The sequence below is a fragment of the Microbacterium sp. AC026 genome (assembly GCF_979258475.1).
On record NZ_OZ409857.1, the window covers coordinates 3,451,442 to 3,465,153 of the forward strand.

15 protein-coding genes, 1 tRNA gene and 2 pseudogenes are annotated in these 13,712 nt (G+C 68.0%); 14 read left to right on the forward strand and 4 right to left on the reverse strand.

Features of this window, described 5'->3' with window-relative positions; genetic code table 11:
• Nucleotides 1-18 precede the first annotated feature (18 nt).
• Nucleotides 19-1,344, reverse strand: a complete 1,326-nt coding sequence (locus ACZZ93_RS17505; RefSeq protein WP_285364258.1) for a nicotinate phosphoribosyltransferase — start codon at nt 1,342-1,344, stop codon at nt 19-21.
• Between the two features lie 75 nt (nt 1,345-1,419).
• Here ACZZ93_RS17505 and murI point away from each other — a divergent pair.
• The 5 genes and pseudogenes from murI (at nt 1,420) to ACZZ93_RS17530 (ending at nt 5,264) form a co-directional block, all read left to right on the forward strand.
• A pseudogene (gene murI, locus ACZZ93_RS17510) lies at nt 1,420-2,252 on the forward strand (glutamate racemase).
• 45 nt (nt 2,253-2,297) lie between these two features.
• Nucleotides 2,298-3,032, forward strand: a complete 735-nt coding sequence (gene rph / locus ACZZ93_RS17515) for a ribonuclease PH (RefSeq protein ID WP_042536503.1) — start codon at nt 2,298-2,300, stop codon at nt 3,030-3,032.
• Entirely contained in the window at nt 3,032-3,625 is a 594-nt protein-coding gene (gene rdgB, locus ACZZ93_RS17520) for an RdgB/HAM1 family non-canonical purine NTP pyrophosphatase (protein WP_463511658.1), read from the forward strand. The genes rph and rdgB overlap by 1 nt, the downstream gene beginning before the upstream one ends.
• Nucleotides 3,626-3,681: 56 nt before the next feature.
• Nucleotides 3,682-4,257, forward strand: coding sequence for a dihydrofolate reductase family protein (locus ACZZ93_RS17525; RefSeq protein WP_463511659.1), 576 nt, complete (start codon nt 3,682-3,684; stop codon nt 4,255-4,257).
• Nucleotides 4,258-4,343: 86 nt separating this feature from the next.
• Nucleotides 4,344-5,264, forward strand: a complete 921-nt coding sequence (locus tag ACZZ93_RS17530; protein ID WP_463511660.1) for a cation diffusion facilitator family transporter — start codon at nt 4,344-4,346, stop codon at nt 5,262-5,264.
• 3 nt (nt 5,265-5,267) lie between these two features.
• Here the strand turns inward: ACZZ93_RS17530 and ligD are convergent.
• Nucleotides 5,268-7,242 (reverse strand): annotated as a pseudogene (gene ligD, locus ACZZ93_RS17535) (non-homologous end-joining DNA ligase).
• A gap of 58 nt (nt 7,243-7,300) precedes the next feature.
• Between ligD and ku the strand changes: the two are divergent.
• Entirely contained in the window at nt 7,301-8,155 is an 855-nt protein-coding gene (gene ku, locus ACZZ93_RS17540; RefSeq protein ID WP_053096954.1) for a non-homologous end joining protein Ku, read from the forward strand.
• A 27-nt stretch (nt 8,156-8,182) separates the two neighbouring features.
• On the opposite strand, the gene ACZZ93_RS17545 is transcribed toward ku, so the two are convergent.
• Entirely contained in the window at nt 8,183-8,953 is a 771-nt protein-coding gene (locus ACZZ93_RS17545; RefSeq protein ID WP_053096952.1) for a DedA family protein, read from the reverse strand.
• A gap of 66 nt (nt 8,954-9,019) precedes the next feature.
• Nucleotides 9,020-9,101 (reverse strand) — tRNA-Leu (locus tag ACZZ93_RS17550).
• Nucleotides 9,102-9,221: 120 nt separating this feature from the next.
• On the opposite strand from ACZZ93_RS17550, the gene ACZZ93_RS17555 reads away from it, so the two are divergent.
• From ACZZ93_RS17555 to ACZZ93_RS17590, 8 genes are read left to right on the forward strand one after another with little or no spacing between them, the layout of a single operon-like run.
• Complete coding sequence (locus tag ACZZ93_RS17555) at nt 9,222-10,010, forward strand: CpaF family protein (protein WP_463511661.1); 789 nt, start codon at nt 9,222-9,224, stop codon at nt 10,008-10,010.
• Nucleotides 10,011-10,024: 14 nt separating this feature from the next.
• A complete protein-coding gene (locus ACZZ93_RS17560; RefSeq protein ID WP_463511662.1) occupies nt 10,025-10,402 on the forward strand; it encodes an ATPase, T2SS/T4P/T4SS family in 378 nt (125 codons plus the stop codon).
• Nucleotides 10,399-11,256 (forward strand): type II secretion system F family protein, encoded by an 858-nt coding sequence (locus ACZZ93_RS17565; protein ID WP_463511663.1) that lies wholly within the window; start codon nt 10,399-10,401, stop codon nt 11,254-11,256. Before ACZZ93_RS17560 ends, ACZZ93_RS17565 begins: the two co-directional genes overlap by 4 nt.
• A 5-nt stretch (nt 11,257-11,261) precedes the next feature.
• Complete coding sequence (locus ACZZ93_RS17570) at nt 11,262-12,191, forward strand: type II secretion system F family protein (protein ID WP_463511664.1); 930 nt, start codon at nt 11,262-11,264, stop codon at nt 12,189-12,191.
• Between the two features lie 19 nt (nt 12,192-12,210).
• On the forward strand, nt 12,211-12,423 hold the full coding sequence (locus ACZZ93_RS17575) for a hypothetical protein (RefSeq protein ID WP_053096947.1): 213 nt from the start codon (nt 12,211-12,213) through the stop codon (nt 12,421-12,423).
• A gap of 12 nt (nt 12,424-12,435) precedes the next feature.
• Nucleotides 12,436-12,846 carry a TadE/TadG family type IV pilus assembly protein gene (locus tag ACZZ93_RS17580; RefSeq protein ID WP_463511665.1) on the forward strand — a complete coding sequence of 137 codons (411 nt, stop codon included), beginning with the start codon at nt 12,436-12,438 and terminating at the stop codon, nt 12,844-12,846.
• Nucleotides 12,836-13,270: a TadE family protein gene (locus ACZZ93_RS17585; protein WP_463511666.1), complete on the forward strand. Its 435-nt coding sequence runs from the start codon at nt 12,836-12,838 to the stop codon at nt 13,268-13,270. The genes ACZZ93_RS17580 and ACZZ93_RS17585 overlap by 11 nt, the downstream gene beginning before the upstream one ends.
• Nucleotides 13,267-13,677 carry a hypothetical protein gene (locus ACZZ93_RS17590; protein ID WP_285364268.1) on the forward strand — a complete coding sequence of 137 codons (411 nt, stop codon included), beginning with the start codon at nt 13,267-13,269 and terminating at the stop codon, nt 13,675-13,677. The genes ACZZ93_RS17585 and ACZZ93_RS17590 overlap by 4 nt, the downstream gene beginning before the upstream one ends.
• The last annotated feature ends 35 nt before the right edge of the window (nt 13,678-13,712 follow it).

Here is a 13,712-nt window from a genome sequence, read left to right on the forward strand (position 1 = left end):
TGAACCGCCTCCGCCGCGTCAGCTCGCGTCGACGTAGACGGTGGGGATCGCCGGGTCGGACTTGCTCAGGGCGAGCGCTCTGACCGGAAGCTCCTCCCGCACCCGCAGATGGTGCGCTCGGGCGGAGGCCGTTCCCTCGGGTCCTTCGAACGAGTCGTCGATCTCGCCGTTCTCGACGAAGGTCGTCTGCAGCGCCCGCCCGTCCGAATGTTCGGCCGGGGTGTCGAGTTCCTCGAATCCGTCGGAGACGACGACGGTCTCTGCCTCCGCCACCCCGTCGACGAGGGTGCGGAACGCTGCTTTGCGCCCGCCGTGAGATGCCTTGTCGGTCGACGCCTTCGCGACGCCGATCCATGCGCCGTCCGAGTCCTGCCGCGCCACGAGCTTGTAGACCATGCTCGCGGTGGGGTATCCGGAACCCGTGACCACCGACGTGCCCACGCCGTAAGCGTCGACGGGCGACGCGGCCAGCGCGGCGATCGCATACTCGTCGAGATCGCTCGTGACCGTGATGCGTGTCCCGGTCGCACCGAGCTCGTCGAGCTGCGCCCGCACCTCGGCGGCGACGATCGGCAGGTCACCCGAGTCGATCCGCACGCCGCCGAGTCCCGTACCTGCGACGCGGATGGCCGTCTCGACCCCGGCGCGGATGTCGTAGGTGTCGACGAGCAGGGTGGTGTCGGTTCCCAGAGAGTCGATCTGCGAGCGGAACGCCTCCTCTTCGGTCTCGTGCAGCAGGGTCCAGGAGTGCGCGGCCGTGCCCATGGTGGGGATACCCCAGCGTCGTCCGGCCTCGAGGTTGCTCGTGGCCCGGAAACCGGCGATGTAGGCCGCGCGCGCGGCTGCGACGGCGGACTGCTCTGCGGCACGCCGAGAGCCCATCTCGGCCAGCGGACGCTCGCCCGCCGCGATGCTCATGCGGGAGGCGGCGGTGGCGACGGCGGAGTCGTGGTTGAGCACGCTGAGAGCCAGGGTCTCGAGCACGACAGCGTCGGCGAAGCTGCCCTCGACCGTGAGGATGGGGGAGCCGGGGAAGTACAGCTCGCCCTCGCGGTAGCCACGGATGGAGCCGGTGAAGCGGTAGTTCTCGAGGTAGGTCAGGGACTCGGCATCCACCACCTGGTTGTCACGCAGGAATCGCAGTTCGTCATCCTCGAAGCGGAACTGTCGCAGCAGCGTGAGGAGCCGACCGGTACCGGCGACGACTCCGAAACGTCGTCCTCCCGACAACCTGCGTGAGAACAGTTCGAACACGCTCGGCCGTGATGCGGTGCCGTCGCGCAGTGCGGCGGCGAGCATGGTCAGTTCGTAACGATCGGTCAGAAGCGCCGTGGACGTCGTCATCCGCTCAGCTTAGTGAGGGGAGCCGTCCGGGTCGCTGAGCGTGACGCGCGCCGCACGCGGGTAGGCTGGGTAGTCATGAACGACGCCCCGATCGGAATCTTCGACTCCGGTGTCGGCGGACTCACGGTGGCCCGGGCCATCCGAGCCCAGCTGCCCCGGGAATCGTTCGTCTACATCGGCGACACCGCTCACTCGCCCTATGGCCCCAAGCCGATCGCGGACGTGCGGCGCTACAGCCTCGAAGTACTCGATTCCCTGGTCGACCAGGGCGTCAAGATGCTCGTGATCGCCTGCAACACGGCATCGGCGGCCATGCTGCGCGACGCCAGAGAGCGCTACGACATTCCGGTCGTCGAGGTGATCGGCCCGGCAGTGCGACGAGCCGTGTCGACGACTCGCAACGGCCGCGTCGGGGTCATCGGCACCGTGGGGACGATCGGCTCCCGCGCCTACCAGGACATGCTCGAGGTGAACGAACGGCTCGAGGTCTTCACCGCGGCGTGCCCGCGCTTCGTCGAGTTCGTCGAGGGGGGCATCACCGGCACGCCTGAAGTGCTCGCCACCGCCGAGGAGTACCTCGCGCCGCTCCGCGAGGCGGATGTCGACACACTCGTTCTCGGCTGCACCCATTACCCCTTCCTGCGTGGCGCGATCAGCTACGTGATGGGGGAGGGGTGACCCTCGTCTCGAGTGATGACGAGACCGCCGGGGATGTCTATCGCCAGCTCGTGCGAGGCGATCTTCTCGCGTCTCCCGACGCCACGGCCACGTACGTCTACGAGGCGACGGGGGACTCGACGACCGAGTTCACCGCCCTCGCCAACCGCCTGATGGGCCGGGAGGTGCGCGACGTGCAGCTCGTGCAGACCGGTGTCATCACGCTTCCGGAGCCTGTCCCCGGACAGTAGCCCGACCGCAGCATCCGCTTCATCCGCCTCCACCGAAGGAATCCCATGACCAGCATCGTCCGCGCCGACGGCCGTTCCACCGACCAGCTCCGCGAGATCACGATCGAGCGCGGGTGGAGCAGCCACGCCGAGGGCTCGGCTCTGATCAGCTTCGGCGGAACCAAGGTGCTGTGCACGGCATCATTCACGAATGGCGTTCCTCGCTGGCTGACCGGCAAGGGCAAGGGGTGGGTGACGGCGGAGTACTCGATGCTGCCCCGTGCGACCAACAGCCGCAACGACCGGGAGAGCGTCAAGGGGCGCATCGGCGGGCGCACGCACGAGATCTCGCGGCTGATCGGCCGTGCTCTGCGCGCAGTGGTCGACACCAAGGCGCTGGGTGAGAACACGATCGTGATCGACTGCGACGTGCTGCAGGCCGACGGAGGCACCCGCACCGCCGCGATCACCGGAGCGTACGTCGCCCTCGCAGATGCGATCGAGTGGGGACGCGAGAAGAAGTTCATCGGCAAGAACGCGACGCCGTTGCTCGACTCCGTGGCTGCGATCTCGGTCGGGATCATCGACGGCGAGCCCATGCTGGATCTGGCATATGTCGAGGACGTCCGCGCCGAGACCGACATGAACATCGTGGTCACGGGCCGCGGGCTCTTCGTCGAGGTGCAGGGCACGGCTGAAGGAGCGCCGTTCGACAAGCGCGAGCTCGACGCCCTGCTCGACCTGGGCGTCGCGGGCTGCGCCGACCTGAAGGATCACCAGCTGAAGGCGCTCGCGGGCTGATGAAGGTCGTCCTCGCCACGCACAATCCGCACAAGGTCGCGGAGTTCCAACAGATCGTGGCATCCGCTCGCCCTGATCTCGAGATCATCGCGTATGACGGACCGGAGCCCGTCGAGGACGGCGTCACGTTCGCGGAGAACGCGCTGATCAAGGCTCACGCCGCGTCGGCGCACACGGGACTCGCGGCGCTCGCCGACGACTCCGGCATCTGCGTCGACGTGCTGGGCGGGTCGCCCGGTGTCTTCTCGGCCTATTGGGCGGGGCAGAAGAAGGACCCCGCGGCGAACCTCGAGCTGCTGCTCGACCAGCTGCGCGACATCGCGGATCCTCACCGCGCTGCTCACTTCAACTCGACGATCGCGCTCGTGACTCCGGACGGAGCCGAGCACGTGGTCGTCGGGAACTGGCCGGGACGTCTCGCGCGCGAAGCATCCGGAGGCGGCGGATTCGGTTACGACCCCATCTTCGTCCCGGACGGACAGCCCGAGGGGGCGGAGCGCACGGTCGGCGATTTCACTGCCGGCGAGAAGCAGGCGCAGTCGCACCGTGCGCGCGCGTTCGCGGAACTGCTGCCGTTGCTCGCCGCTCTCTGAGTCGGCGGTATTCACTACGGTTGACGTACTTCATGCGTAGTGGTTACTCTGACGACATGCGAGAACTCACCTACTACGTCGGCGTCACGCTCGACGGATTCATCGCCGGCCCGGACGACGAGGTCGATTTCTTCCCCGTGACCGCTGCGTTCGCCGACGCTCTCGGCACGGAACTCCCCGACATCCAGCCTGCGCATGTGCGCGCGGCGCGGGGCGGCGCAAGCGCAGCGGTCACCCGCTTCGACACCGTCGTGATGGGGCGTCGGACCTACGAACCCGCACTGCAGGTCGGCGTCACAGACCCGTACTCGCAGTTGCGGACCGTCGTGTTCAGTCGCTCGCTGGACGATCCGGGCGAAGCCAACGTCGAGATCGTGCGCACCGATCCTGTCGCGCGGGTCCGCGCGCTCAAGGCGGAACCCGGCCTCGGCATCTACCTCGCGGGTGGGGCCGGGCTCGCCGGGGTGCTCCTCGACGAGATCGATCGCCTCATCGTCAAGAAGTACCCGACGATCGCGGGGTCCGGCATCCCGATGGCGAGCCACCCCTTCGCCCCGACCCAGTTCCGTCTCGACCAGGTGCGCTCGTTCGACAACGGGTGCGTCGTGCTCGAGTACTCTCGCCAGCGCTGACGGCCCCGCGGTTACTGAGAATCATCACCATTCCCGACTGGGCTGAGACCCGCCGGCGGGTGTGCGAGCCGGTCTAGCCTGGAGACATGCACGATCATGCGCCCGCCGCGGGCGGCATCCGCTCCGCGAACCATCGCCGTCTTCTGGCGATCTCGCTGACACTGACCGCGACGATCATGGTCGTGCAGATCGTGGGTGCACTGCTGACCGGTTCTCTCGCGCTGCTGGCGGATGCGGCTCACATGTTCACAGACGCCTCGGCTCTGGTGATCGCGCTCATCGCGGCGGCCGTCGCCGCCCGACCTGCCGACGACCGCCGTACGTTCGGATACCAGCGCGCCGAGGTGTTCGGGGCGCTCATCAACGCGATCATCCTGATCCTCCTCGCCGGGTGGGTGGGGGTGGAGGCCATCGGTCGTCTGATCAACCCGGGGGAGACCGAGGTGGTCGGCGGGCTGATGCTCATCGTCGCCGTCGTGGGTCTTGTCGCGAACGCCATCTCGATGTGGCTGCTGAGCCGCGCGCAGCGCACCAGCATGAACGTCCGCGGCGCCTACCTCGAGGTGATGGGCGACCTGATCGGGTCGGCGATGGTGATCATCGCAGCGATCGTGATCGTCACGACCGGATGGATGCCCGCCGACGCGCTCGCGTCGATCATGATCGCCGTGCTCATCATCCCGCGAGCCATCGCGCTGCTCCGCGAGGTGTTCTCGGTGCTCTCCGAATCAGCGCCCCAGGGCACTGCGGTCAGCGAGATCCGACAGCACCTCCTCGACTACGACGGAGTCGTCGGCGTGCATGACGTGCACGTCTGGCAGCTCACTCGCGGTGCTCCGGTGTTCAGTGCGCACGTCAGCGTCGACCCGGCTCTCCTCGCCGATGGACGTTCGGCGAAGCTGCTGAGCGACCTCCAGTCGTGTCTGTCGCACCACTTCGACGTCGCTCACTCGACCTTCCAGATCGAGCCCGCGGAGCAGTCCGACTGCCAACTGCACCACGCCTGACGGTCAGGACTCGACGATCACCTCGTCGGGAGTCTTATCCGGCCGGAGTCCCCGCCAACGGGAGTGACGCAGAACGCCGTCCGGGGTCCAGTTCGCGAACTCGACCTCGCCGACGAGCTCAGGTCGGACCCAGAGCGCATCCGACGCATCGAGCGCGGGCACGTCCTCGAGGGGCGCGGACTCGGTGCGCAGGGGAGCGAGCCGGCTCAGCAGGTCGCGCAGCATCCGGTCGGTGAATCCCGTGCCGACGCGACCGACATAGCGCAGCCGTCCGGACTCGGGGACCGCGAGCAGCAGGGAGCCGAACGTGCCCTCCCGGTCGCCCTTGCCGGGGCGGATACCGACGATCACGACCTCCTGCATGCGGGTGTGCTTGATCTTCAGCCAGGCCGGTGAGCGCTGGCCCGGACGGTACCGCGAGGACGGATCCTTGACGACGACGCCCTCGAGGCCGAACTCGTCGCTCGCCGCGAGAGCGGCGTCGAGATCGTCGAACACGGGCGGGACCTGCACCGGCGCATCGAGGTCGGCGACGACCTCCTCGAGGAGGGTCCGTCGCTCCGACAGCGCCATGGTGCTGAGGTCGTGACCGTTCAGTCGGAGCAGATCGAAAGCCATGTAGACGATGGGCGTGCGCACGACCTCGCGTTCGATCTCGCGGGGCCGGGTCAGGTGCATGCGGTTCTGCAGCATCGAGAAGCTCGGCCTGCCCTGCGCATCGAAGGCGACGATCTCGCCATCGATGATCGCATCGGACACGGGCAGGAACGGCGCGCCGTCGGAAGTCAGCTCGGGGTAGCGGGCCGTGATGTCGGTGCCGCTGCGGGCATGCAGCAGCATCCGTCCGTCCGCCCAGGTTCCGATGGCCCTGATGCCGTCCCACTTCACCTCCACCCACGACGGCGAGCTCAGAGTGCGGGCGATCGCCGGCGTGCCGTTCTCGGCCAGCATGGGGGAGACGGAGGGGGAGACGACGAGGCCAGTGGTGCCGCACCGGTCGCCCGCGGGCGGTGGCGGCTCACATGCGAGCTCGCGCCGTGTGCGTCGACGCGAGGGCCCGGCGCAGAGGTGGTGTCCGGGGGCCCTCCTGGGCGGCGAGAAGCGGAGCGATGGGGTCCTGCCCGGAACCCGCACGCTCGAGCACCGTCGCGAAGTCGAGCTGCGCGAGGTCGGGGTCGTCGAGTTCGTCCCAGGTGCGCGGAGCCGCCACCCAGGGGTGCGCGCGACCACGCATCGAGTACGGCGAGATCGTCGTCTTCTTGCCGTTGTTCTGGCTCCAGTCGAGAAAGACCTTGCCGCCGCGCGCGGCCTTGGCCATCGTGCTCGTGGCGAGATCCGGATGCCCGGTCTCGATCAGACGGGCGATCTCCTTCACGACCGCGGATATCTCTGCGCTCGTCTGCTGCCCGGGGAGGGCGGCGTAGAGGTGGATCCCTTTGCTTCCGCTGGTCACGGGCACCGGATCGAGTCCGATGTCGCTGAGCAGGCTGCGAGCGATCCGTGCGACCTCGGCGCACTGGGCGAGCCCGACCCCCGGGCCCGGGTCGAGATCCAGGACGAGCCGATCCGGCTTTCCCGGCATGCCGTCGGAGGCGAAGCGCCACTGCGGCACGTGCAGCTCGATCGCGGCGACCTGCGCGAGCCAGACCAGCGTGGGAACGTCCTGGACGAGGGGATACTCCTTGGGGCCGTCCGAGTGCCGGATCGGCTGTCGGGGGATCCATTCCGGAGCTCCCGGCTCGAGCTGCTTCGTGAAGAACGCGTCGGCGGGAGCATCCGCGGTCCCCACCCCTTCCACCCAGCGCTTGCGGGTCACGGGGCGGCCCGCGAGCAGAGGGAGGAGGTGCGGCGCGATCGCCGTGTAGTAGGCGATGATCTCGCCCTTCGTGGTGCCGGTCTCGGGGTAGACGACCTTGTCGAGGTTGGTGATGCGCAGCCGGCGGCCATCGATCTGCACGTTCTGCGCCTCTGCGACCATGACGCCAGCGTAGTCAAGGTACTGGCCGTGAGCCGCGCGGCTGGTGTTCACTGGGGTCATGAGAACGATCTGGAAAGGTGCGCTCACCTTCGGCCTCGTGAACGTGCCCGTCAAGGTGTATTCCGCCACCGAGGACCATGATGTGCCGCTGCACCAGGTGCACGAGAAGGACGGCGGCCGGATCCGGTACCAGCGCACCTGTGAGGTGTGCGGCGAGACCGTCGCCTACGCCGACATCGATCGCGCCTACGTCGAGGAAGGGCAGACGGTCGTGCTCACGAAGGACGATCTGGCGGCGCTGCCGGCGGAGAAGAGCCGCGAGATCGACGTCGTCGAGTTCGTGCCCTCCGACCAGGTCGATCTGCTGACCCTCGACAAGCCGTACTACCTCGAACCGGACTCCAAGTCGCCGAAGGCGTACGTGCTGCTGCGCAAGACGCTCGAACAGACCGACCGCACGGCGATCGTGCGCTTCACGCTGCGACAGAAGACCCGACTGGCCGCACTCCGTGTGCGTGGCAAGGTGCTCGTGCTGCAGACGCTGCTGTGGGCCGACGAGGTGCGTGAGGCGGCGTTCCCGGTGCTCGACGAGGATGTGAGGATTTCGAAGAAGGAGCTCGAGCTCTCGGCATCCCTCGTAGACAGCTATTCGGCTGACTTCGATCCTGAGTCGTTCGTCGACGAATACCAGAAGGAGTTGCGCACTCTGATCGATGCGAAGATCGAGGCGGGCGACACGTTCGATGTCTCGGACACCTTCGGCGAGGCCGAGGGCGATGCCAAGAGCGGTGAGGTCATCGACCTGATGGAGGCGCTGCGCGCCAGTGTGGCTCGCACCAAGGCCGCTCGGTCGGAGTCGACCGGCGACAAGGCGAGCACGAAGAAGAGCCCGAGCAAGAAGAAGGCGGGCTGAGACAGCGCGCCTTCTTCTGCACCGAGATCAGTGCTTGCCGTCTCCGTCGAAGTCCGGAGCACGGTCGAAGACCTCGGGGTCGAGGGCGAGTCCTTCGGCCTCGGTGGCGTCTGTCTCACCCTCGCCGGCCGCGGCTTCCTTCTTCGCCTTGTGACGCTCGGACAGGTAGTGCCAGAGCGTGATGAGTGCCGTGCCGCCGACTGCAGCGAGCAGGATCAGGTCGATGTAGCTCTCGACGAAGTGCGCGACCGGCGGGATGAAGCCGATGGCGTACCCGAACATCGTCAGACCGAAGCCCCAGAGGATCGCACCGATGAGGTTGTACAGCGTGTAGCGGCGCCACGGCATGTGGCCCACGCCGGCGGCGACCGGGGCGAAGGTGCGAACGATCGGCACGAAGCGGGCGAGGATGACGGTGATGCCGCCGAAACGCTCGAAGAAGGCGTTCGTCCGCTCGACGTTCTTCTTGCTGAACAGGCCCGATTCCTTGCGTTCGAAGACTGCGGGTCCGCCCTTGTGGCCGATGAGGTAGCCGACCTCACCGCCGACGAACGCCGAGAGCCCGATGAGCAGCGCGACGATCCACACGTTGATGCCGAACACCCCGTGCTCCGAGCCCGCGATCGGGTGCGACAGGAGTCCTGAGATCACGAGCAGCGTGTCGCCAGGAAGCAGGAACCCGACCAGAAGGCCCGTCTCCGCGAAGACGATGAAGCACACCACGAGAAGCGCCCAGGGGCCGGCCGAGCCGATGATCGTGGCGGGGTCGAGCCAGGGGATGAGAGCGGCGTGATGCATGGATTTCCCGTCGTCGTGCGCTGTGCGGCGGTCAAGTCGTCGGTCGCAGGGGGTGCGACAGATCGGTGCGGAAGGTGGGACTTGAACCCACACGCCCTAGGGCACAGGAACCTAAATCCTGCGTGTCTACCAATTTCACCACTCCCGCGCGCTGGGATAAGTCTACTGATCGGGGGATCGTGCGTTGCTGGGGATCCGCCCGCAGGAGCACCGCCGCCGCTGTGGATAACTCCGGCGCGTGTCACCCGATCCTTGCGAGGATGCTCGGGTGATCCAGCCCTCCGTCCTCGTCGCCGAGCGCGTTCGTCAGCGGCTACGCGCCGAAGGAACGGATCCGACGTTCGACTCCTCGGCAGCGCGCTCGGTCACGCTCGCCGAGGTGCGCAAGTTCAACGACCTGGCGCTGGCGCGAGGCGCGGCGGTGATCGACGACGAAGCAGCATGCGTGCGTGACGTGCTCGCGGCGGTCAGCGGCTTCGGGCCGTTGCAGTCGCTCCTCGACGACCCTGAGATCGAGGAGATCTGGCTCAACGGCCCCGAGAGCATCCACGTCGCACGCGGAGGGGTCGCCGAGCGGATCGAGATGCGTCTCACGGAATCGTCGTTGCGCGATCTCATCGAGCGGATGCTGCAGTCGACAGGGCGCCGTGTCGACATCAGTCAGCCGTTCGTGGATGCGTCTCTTCCCGACGGGTCGAGACTGCATGTCGCGATCGCGGATGTCGTCCGCGGATCGTGGTCCGTCAACATCCGCAAGTTCCTGCCCCGGTATCGAAGCCTCGAGGCGCTCGTCGACCACGGGGCGCTGACTCCGGACCTGGCCGCGATGCTTCGTGACGCGATGCGCGCGGGCAGGAGCGTCGTCGTGTCCGGTGCCACCCACGCAGGCAAGACCACCTTCCTCGGTGCGCTGCTCGACTCGTGCGCCGACCGTCAGCGGATCATCACCGTCGAGGAGACCTTCGAGCTCGCGGTGCAGGGACCGGATGTCGTGTCCTTGCAGGGGCGTCAGGCGAGTCTGGAGGGAACGGGGAGATCACGCTGCGCAGGCTCGTGAAGGAGGCGCTGAGGATGCGACCCGATCGCCTCGTCGTCGGCGAAGTCAGAGATGCGGAGGCGCTCGACCTGGTCCTCGCACTCAACACAGGCGTGCCGGGTGCTGCGACCGTGCACGCGAACTCCGCGGCCGAGGCGCTCGACAAGCTCACGCTTCTGCCGCTCCTCGCGGGACGGAACATCGATCGATCGTTCATCGTGCCGGCCCTCGCCGGCGCGGTCGATCTCGTGGTGCACTGCGTGCGTGACGACACCGGAGTGCGACGGGTGCACGAGGTCATCGCGCCGACGGGCGCGGTGGTCGACGGCCGGATCATCACGCGAACCGTGTACATCCGCGGCGACGAGGCGTCCACTGAACAGACGGCGTGGCGTCGCGGAGGCACTCTGTGACGGTCCTGCTCGGTGCGATGCTCGCCGCAGGTCTGCTGCTGTGCGCATCGCCGTGGCTCTGGCCTCCGCCTCAAGATGGAGGAAGGGTCCGGCACCGCGGCCGTCTGACTCGCCTTCTCGAAGAGGGCGGCATGGCGTCTGTCAGCCCGCGCACGCTCCTGCTGGTGATGCTGACGGTCGCGCTCGCCGCCGCTTCCTCTGTCTGGCTCTTCACAGCCATCCCGGTCCTCGCGGGCTTGGCAGGCGCGACCGCGGCCGTCGTGCCGATCGTCTTCGTGCGTTCCCGACGCCTCCGGCTGCGCAGACTTCGTCGCCAGCTCTGGCCCGACGTCTGTGACCTGCTGATCGCATCCATCCGTGTCGGATTGTCACTGCCGGACGCCGTCGCGAGTCTCGCTGAGTCATCGCCGACGATGATGCGGCCGGCCTTCGCCGTGTTCGCCAGAGACCTGCGCGCCACCGGCCGCTTCGAGACGAGCCTCGACCGGCTGAAGGCGGCGTTGGCTGATCCCATCGCCGATCGGATCATCGAGACGCTCCGTATGGCGCGACAGGTCGGCGGCACCGAGCTCACAGGCGTCCTCCGCGCGCTGTCGTCGTCGGTGCGCGCAGACGCCGTGCTGCGCGGCGAGGTCGAAGCCAGACAGTCATGGATCCGAGGCGCTGCCGTGCTCGGTGCCGTCGCGCCCTGGGTGATCCTCGGCCTGCTGGTGCTGCGCCCTGAGGGCGCGGCCGCCTACGGCACCGGTGAAGGGATGCTGGTGATCTGCGGGGGAGCTGCCGTGTCGGTGATCGCCTATCGCTTGATGATCCGTATCGGTCGGCTCCCCGAGCCGGGGCGGTGGTTCGGGTGAACCCGATGTCCGCGATCGCCGTCGCCGTGCTCGGCGGCGGAACACTCGGCATGGGGTTGCTCTGCATACTCGCGTCGCTTCCACGGTGGTCGGCAGCGCCGCTGGCTCTGCGCATCGCGCCCTATGTGCGCGATGCGGTCGCCGATGAAGACCTGCCCGGGAACGCGCTCCCGCGAGTCGGCGTGCTCTCCGCGGGTGACCGCGCATTCTGGCTTCGGTCACGTGTGCTCTTCGAACGCCTTGTGGGCGGCGGCGATGCTCTGCATCGGAGGATCGAGCAGGCGGGGATTCCTCTGGAGCAGGGGGCCTTCCGCGGGCGTCAGCTCGGCTGGGTGCTCGCCGGCATCGTCATCGGCTCGATCGCTGTGATCGTGTTCGCGATCACGGGCCGGATGAGCCCGCCGATCGCCCTGCTGCCCGGGATCCTCGGAGCCGCAGCCGGGTTCGCATACGACATGCGGCTCACGGCTCGCGTCGCTTCGCGTCGCGCCCGGTTGACCGACGAGCTGCCGACCACTCTCGAGTTCCTCGCGCTGTGCCTGTCGGCGGGTGAAGGCTTCCTGGACTCGCTGCGTCGGGTCGCCGCGGTCGGCTCCGGCGAACTGACCGGTGAGGTCCGCCGCGTGGTGCTCGCTGTCGGCACGGGGTCGCCGCTCGCCGACGCGCTCACGGAGATGGCCGCGCGACTGCAGCTTCCGGGGCTCTCCCGTGCGATCGACCAGGTGACCGCCGCGCTCGAGCATGGCGCGCCGCTCTCGGCCGTCCTGCATGCGCAGGCGGGGGACGCTCGCGAGGACGCCAAGCGGGTCCTCATCGAACAGGCCGGTCGGAAGGAGATCCTGATGCTCCTCCCGCTCGTCTTCCTGATCCTCCCGCTGTCCGTGCTCTTCGCCATCTACCCCGGTCTCTTCATCCTGCGACTCGGCATCGGCTGAGCGACCACGAAAGGACGACATGAACACCTCTCGACCACTGGGCACCACCAGGGTTGCCTCGCTCACCCCCGATCTCATGGACGATCTCGTCGGCGACGAATCGGGGGACGTACCCGGATGGGTGCTCGTCACACTGATGACCGCCGGTCTGGTGGTGCTCATCTGGGCGGTCGCCGGCCCGGCGCTCAGCGCACTGTTCGAGCAGGCCATCCAACGCGTCTCCGGTCTCTGACAGGTCTCCCTGATGACTGTCGATCCACCGCGGCGCCTTCTCGGCGATGAACGCGGATCGAGTCCCGTGGAGTTCGTGCTCGTGGGCACGCTCCTCACCCTTCTCACTCTCGCTGTCATGCAGCTCGCGCTCGCCGTCTACGTGCGCAATGTCGTGCACGACGCGGCGGTCGAAGGGGCCTACTACGCGGCCCTGGCAGACACACCCATGGAACTGGGCGTGGAGCGCGCCCGCACGGCGATCACCCTCGCGGTCGGGGCCGAGTACGCCCACGATGTGACGGCCGTTCGATCGACGGCACTGGATCGCGCGACGATCGAGGTGCGCGTCCGAACGACGCTCCCCGTGATCGGGCTGCTCGGGGTGCCCTTCGCGTTGGAGGTGCAGGCGCATGCGCCGGAAGAGTCCTTCGATGATCGATGACGAGGGTTCGGCGGCACTCGAATTCATCACGGTGGGCGTCATCCTGCTTGTGCCGTTGGTCTACCTGATCATCGCGCTGGGCGCGATTCAGGAGCAGACAATGGGAGTCGGGGCGGCCGCGCGCCACGTCGCGCGCACGATCGTGCTCGCACCGGATGCCGCCACTGCAGCAGTGCGGAGTGAGCTCGTGCTCGCCGACGTCACCGATCAGTACGGCATCGATGAGGAATCGACCGAGGTGTCTGTGGCGTGCGTGCCCGTCGGGACGGAGTGTCCGTCGGCAGGCGCCGTCGTGACCGTCACGGTCACGACGTCGGTGTCCCTGCCACTGATGCCGGCGGTCTTCGGATCGGACTCGGCGGGCGCGATCCGAGTCGAGGGGTCGGCGGTCCAGAAGGTCTCTCGCCTGTGGGGCACGGGATGAGAGGGGCGGGTGACGACGGAAGCGTGCTGCTGCTGACGCTCGGCTATGCCCTGCTGGCGCTCGCACTCATCTTCGTGAGCGTCTGCGCGACCGACCTCTACATCTCGCAGAAGCGGCTGGATGCGATCGCTGACGCCGCAGCGCTCGCCGGAGCGGACGGCTTCACCCTGGCTGTGGACGGAACGACGGCACGGGCGGACCTCACCGATCAGGGGGTCAGAGAGCAGGTCGACGCACTGCTCGCCGCGCTGCCGTCACCCGTGGACCTCGATTCAGCGTCGAGCCCCGACGGGCACTCAGCACGCGTGACCGTCTCGACCCTGTGGCATCCGCCGCTCGTGTCACTGTTCGTGACGGACGGGGTGCGCCTCGAGGCGACGGGGACGAGTCGCACCGCTCTGGGGTGATCGTTCGCTCGGGTCGACCTGCACGAGGGCGACCT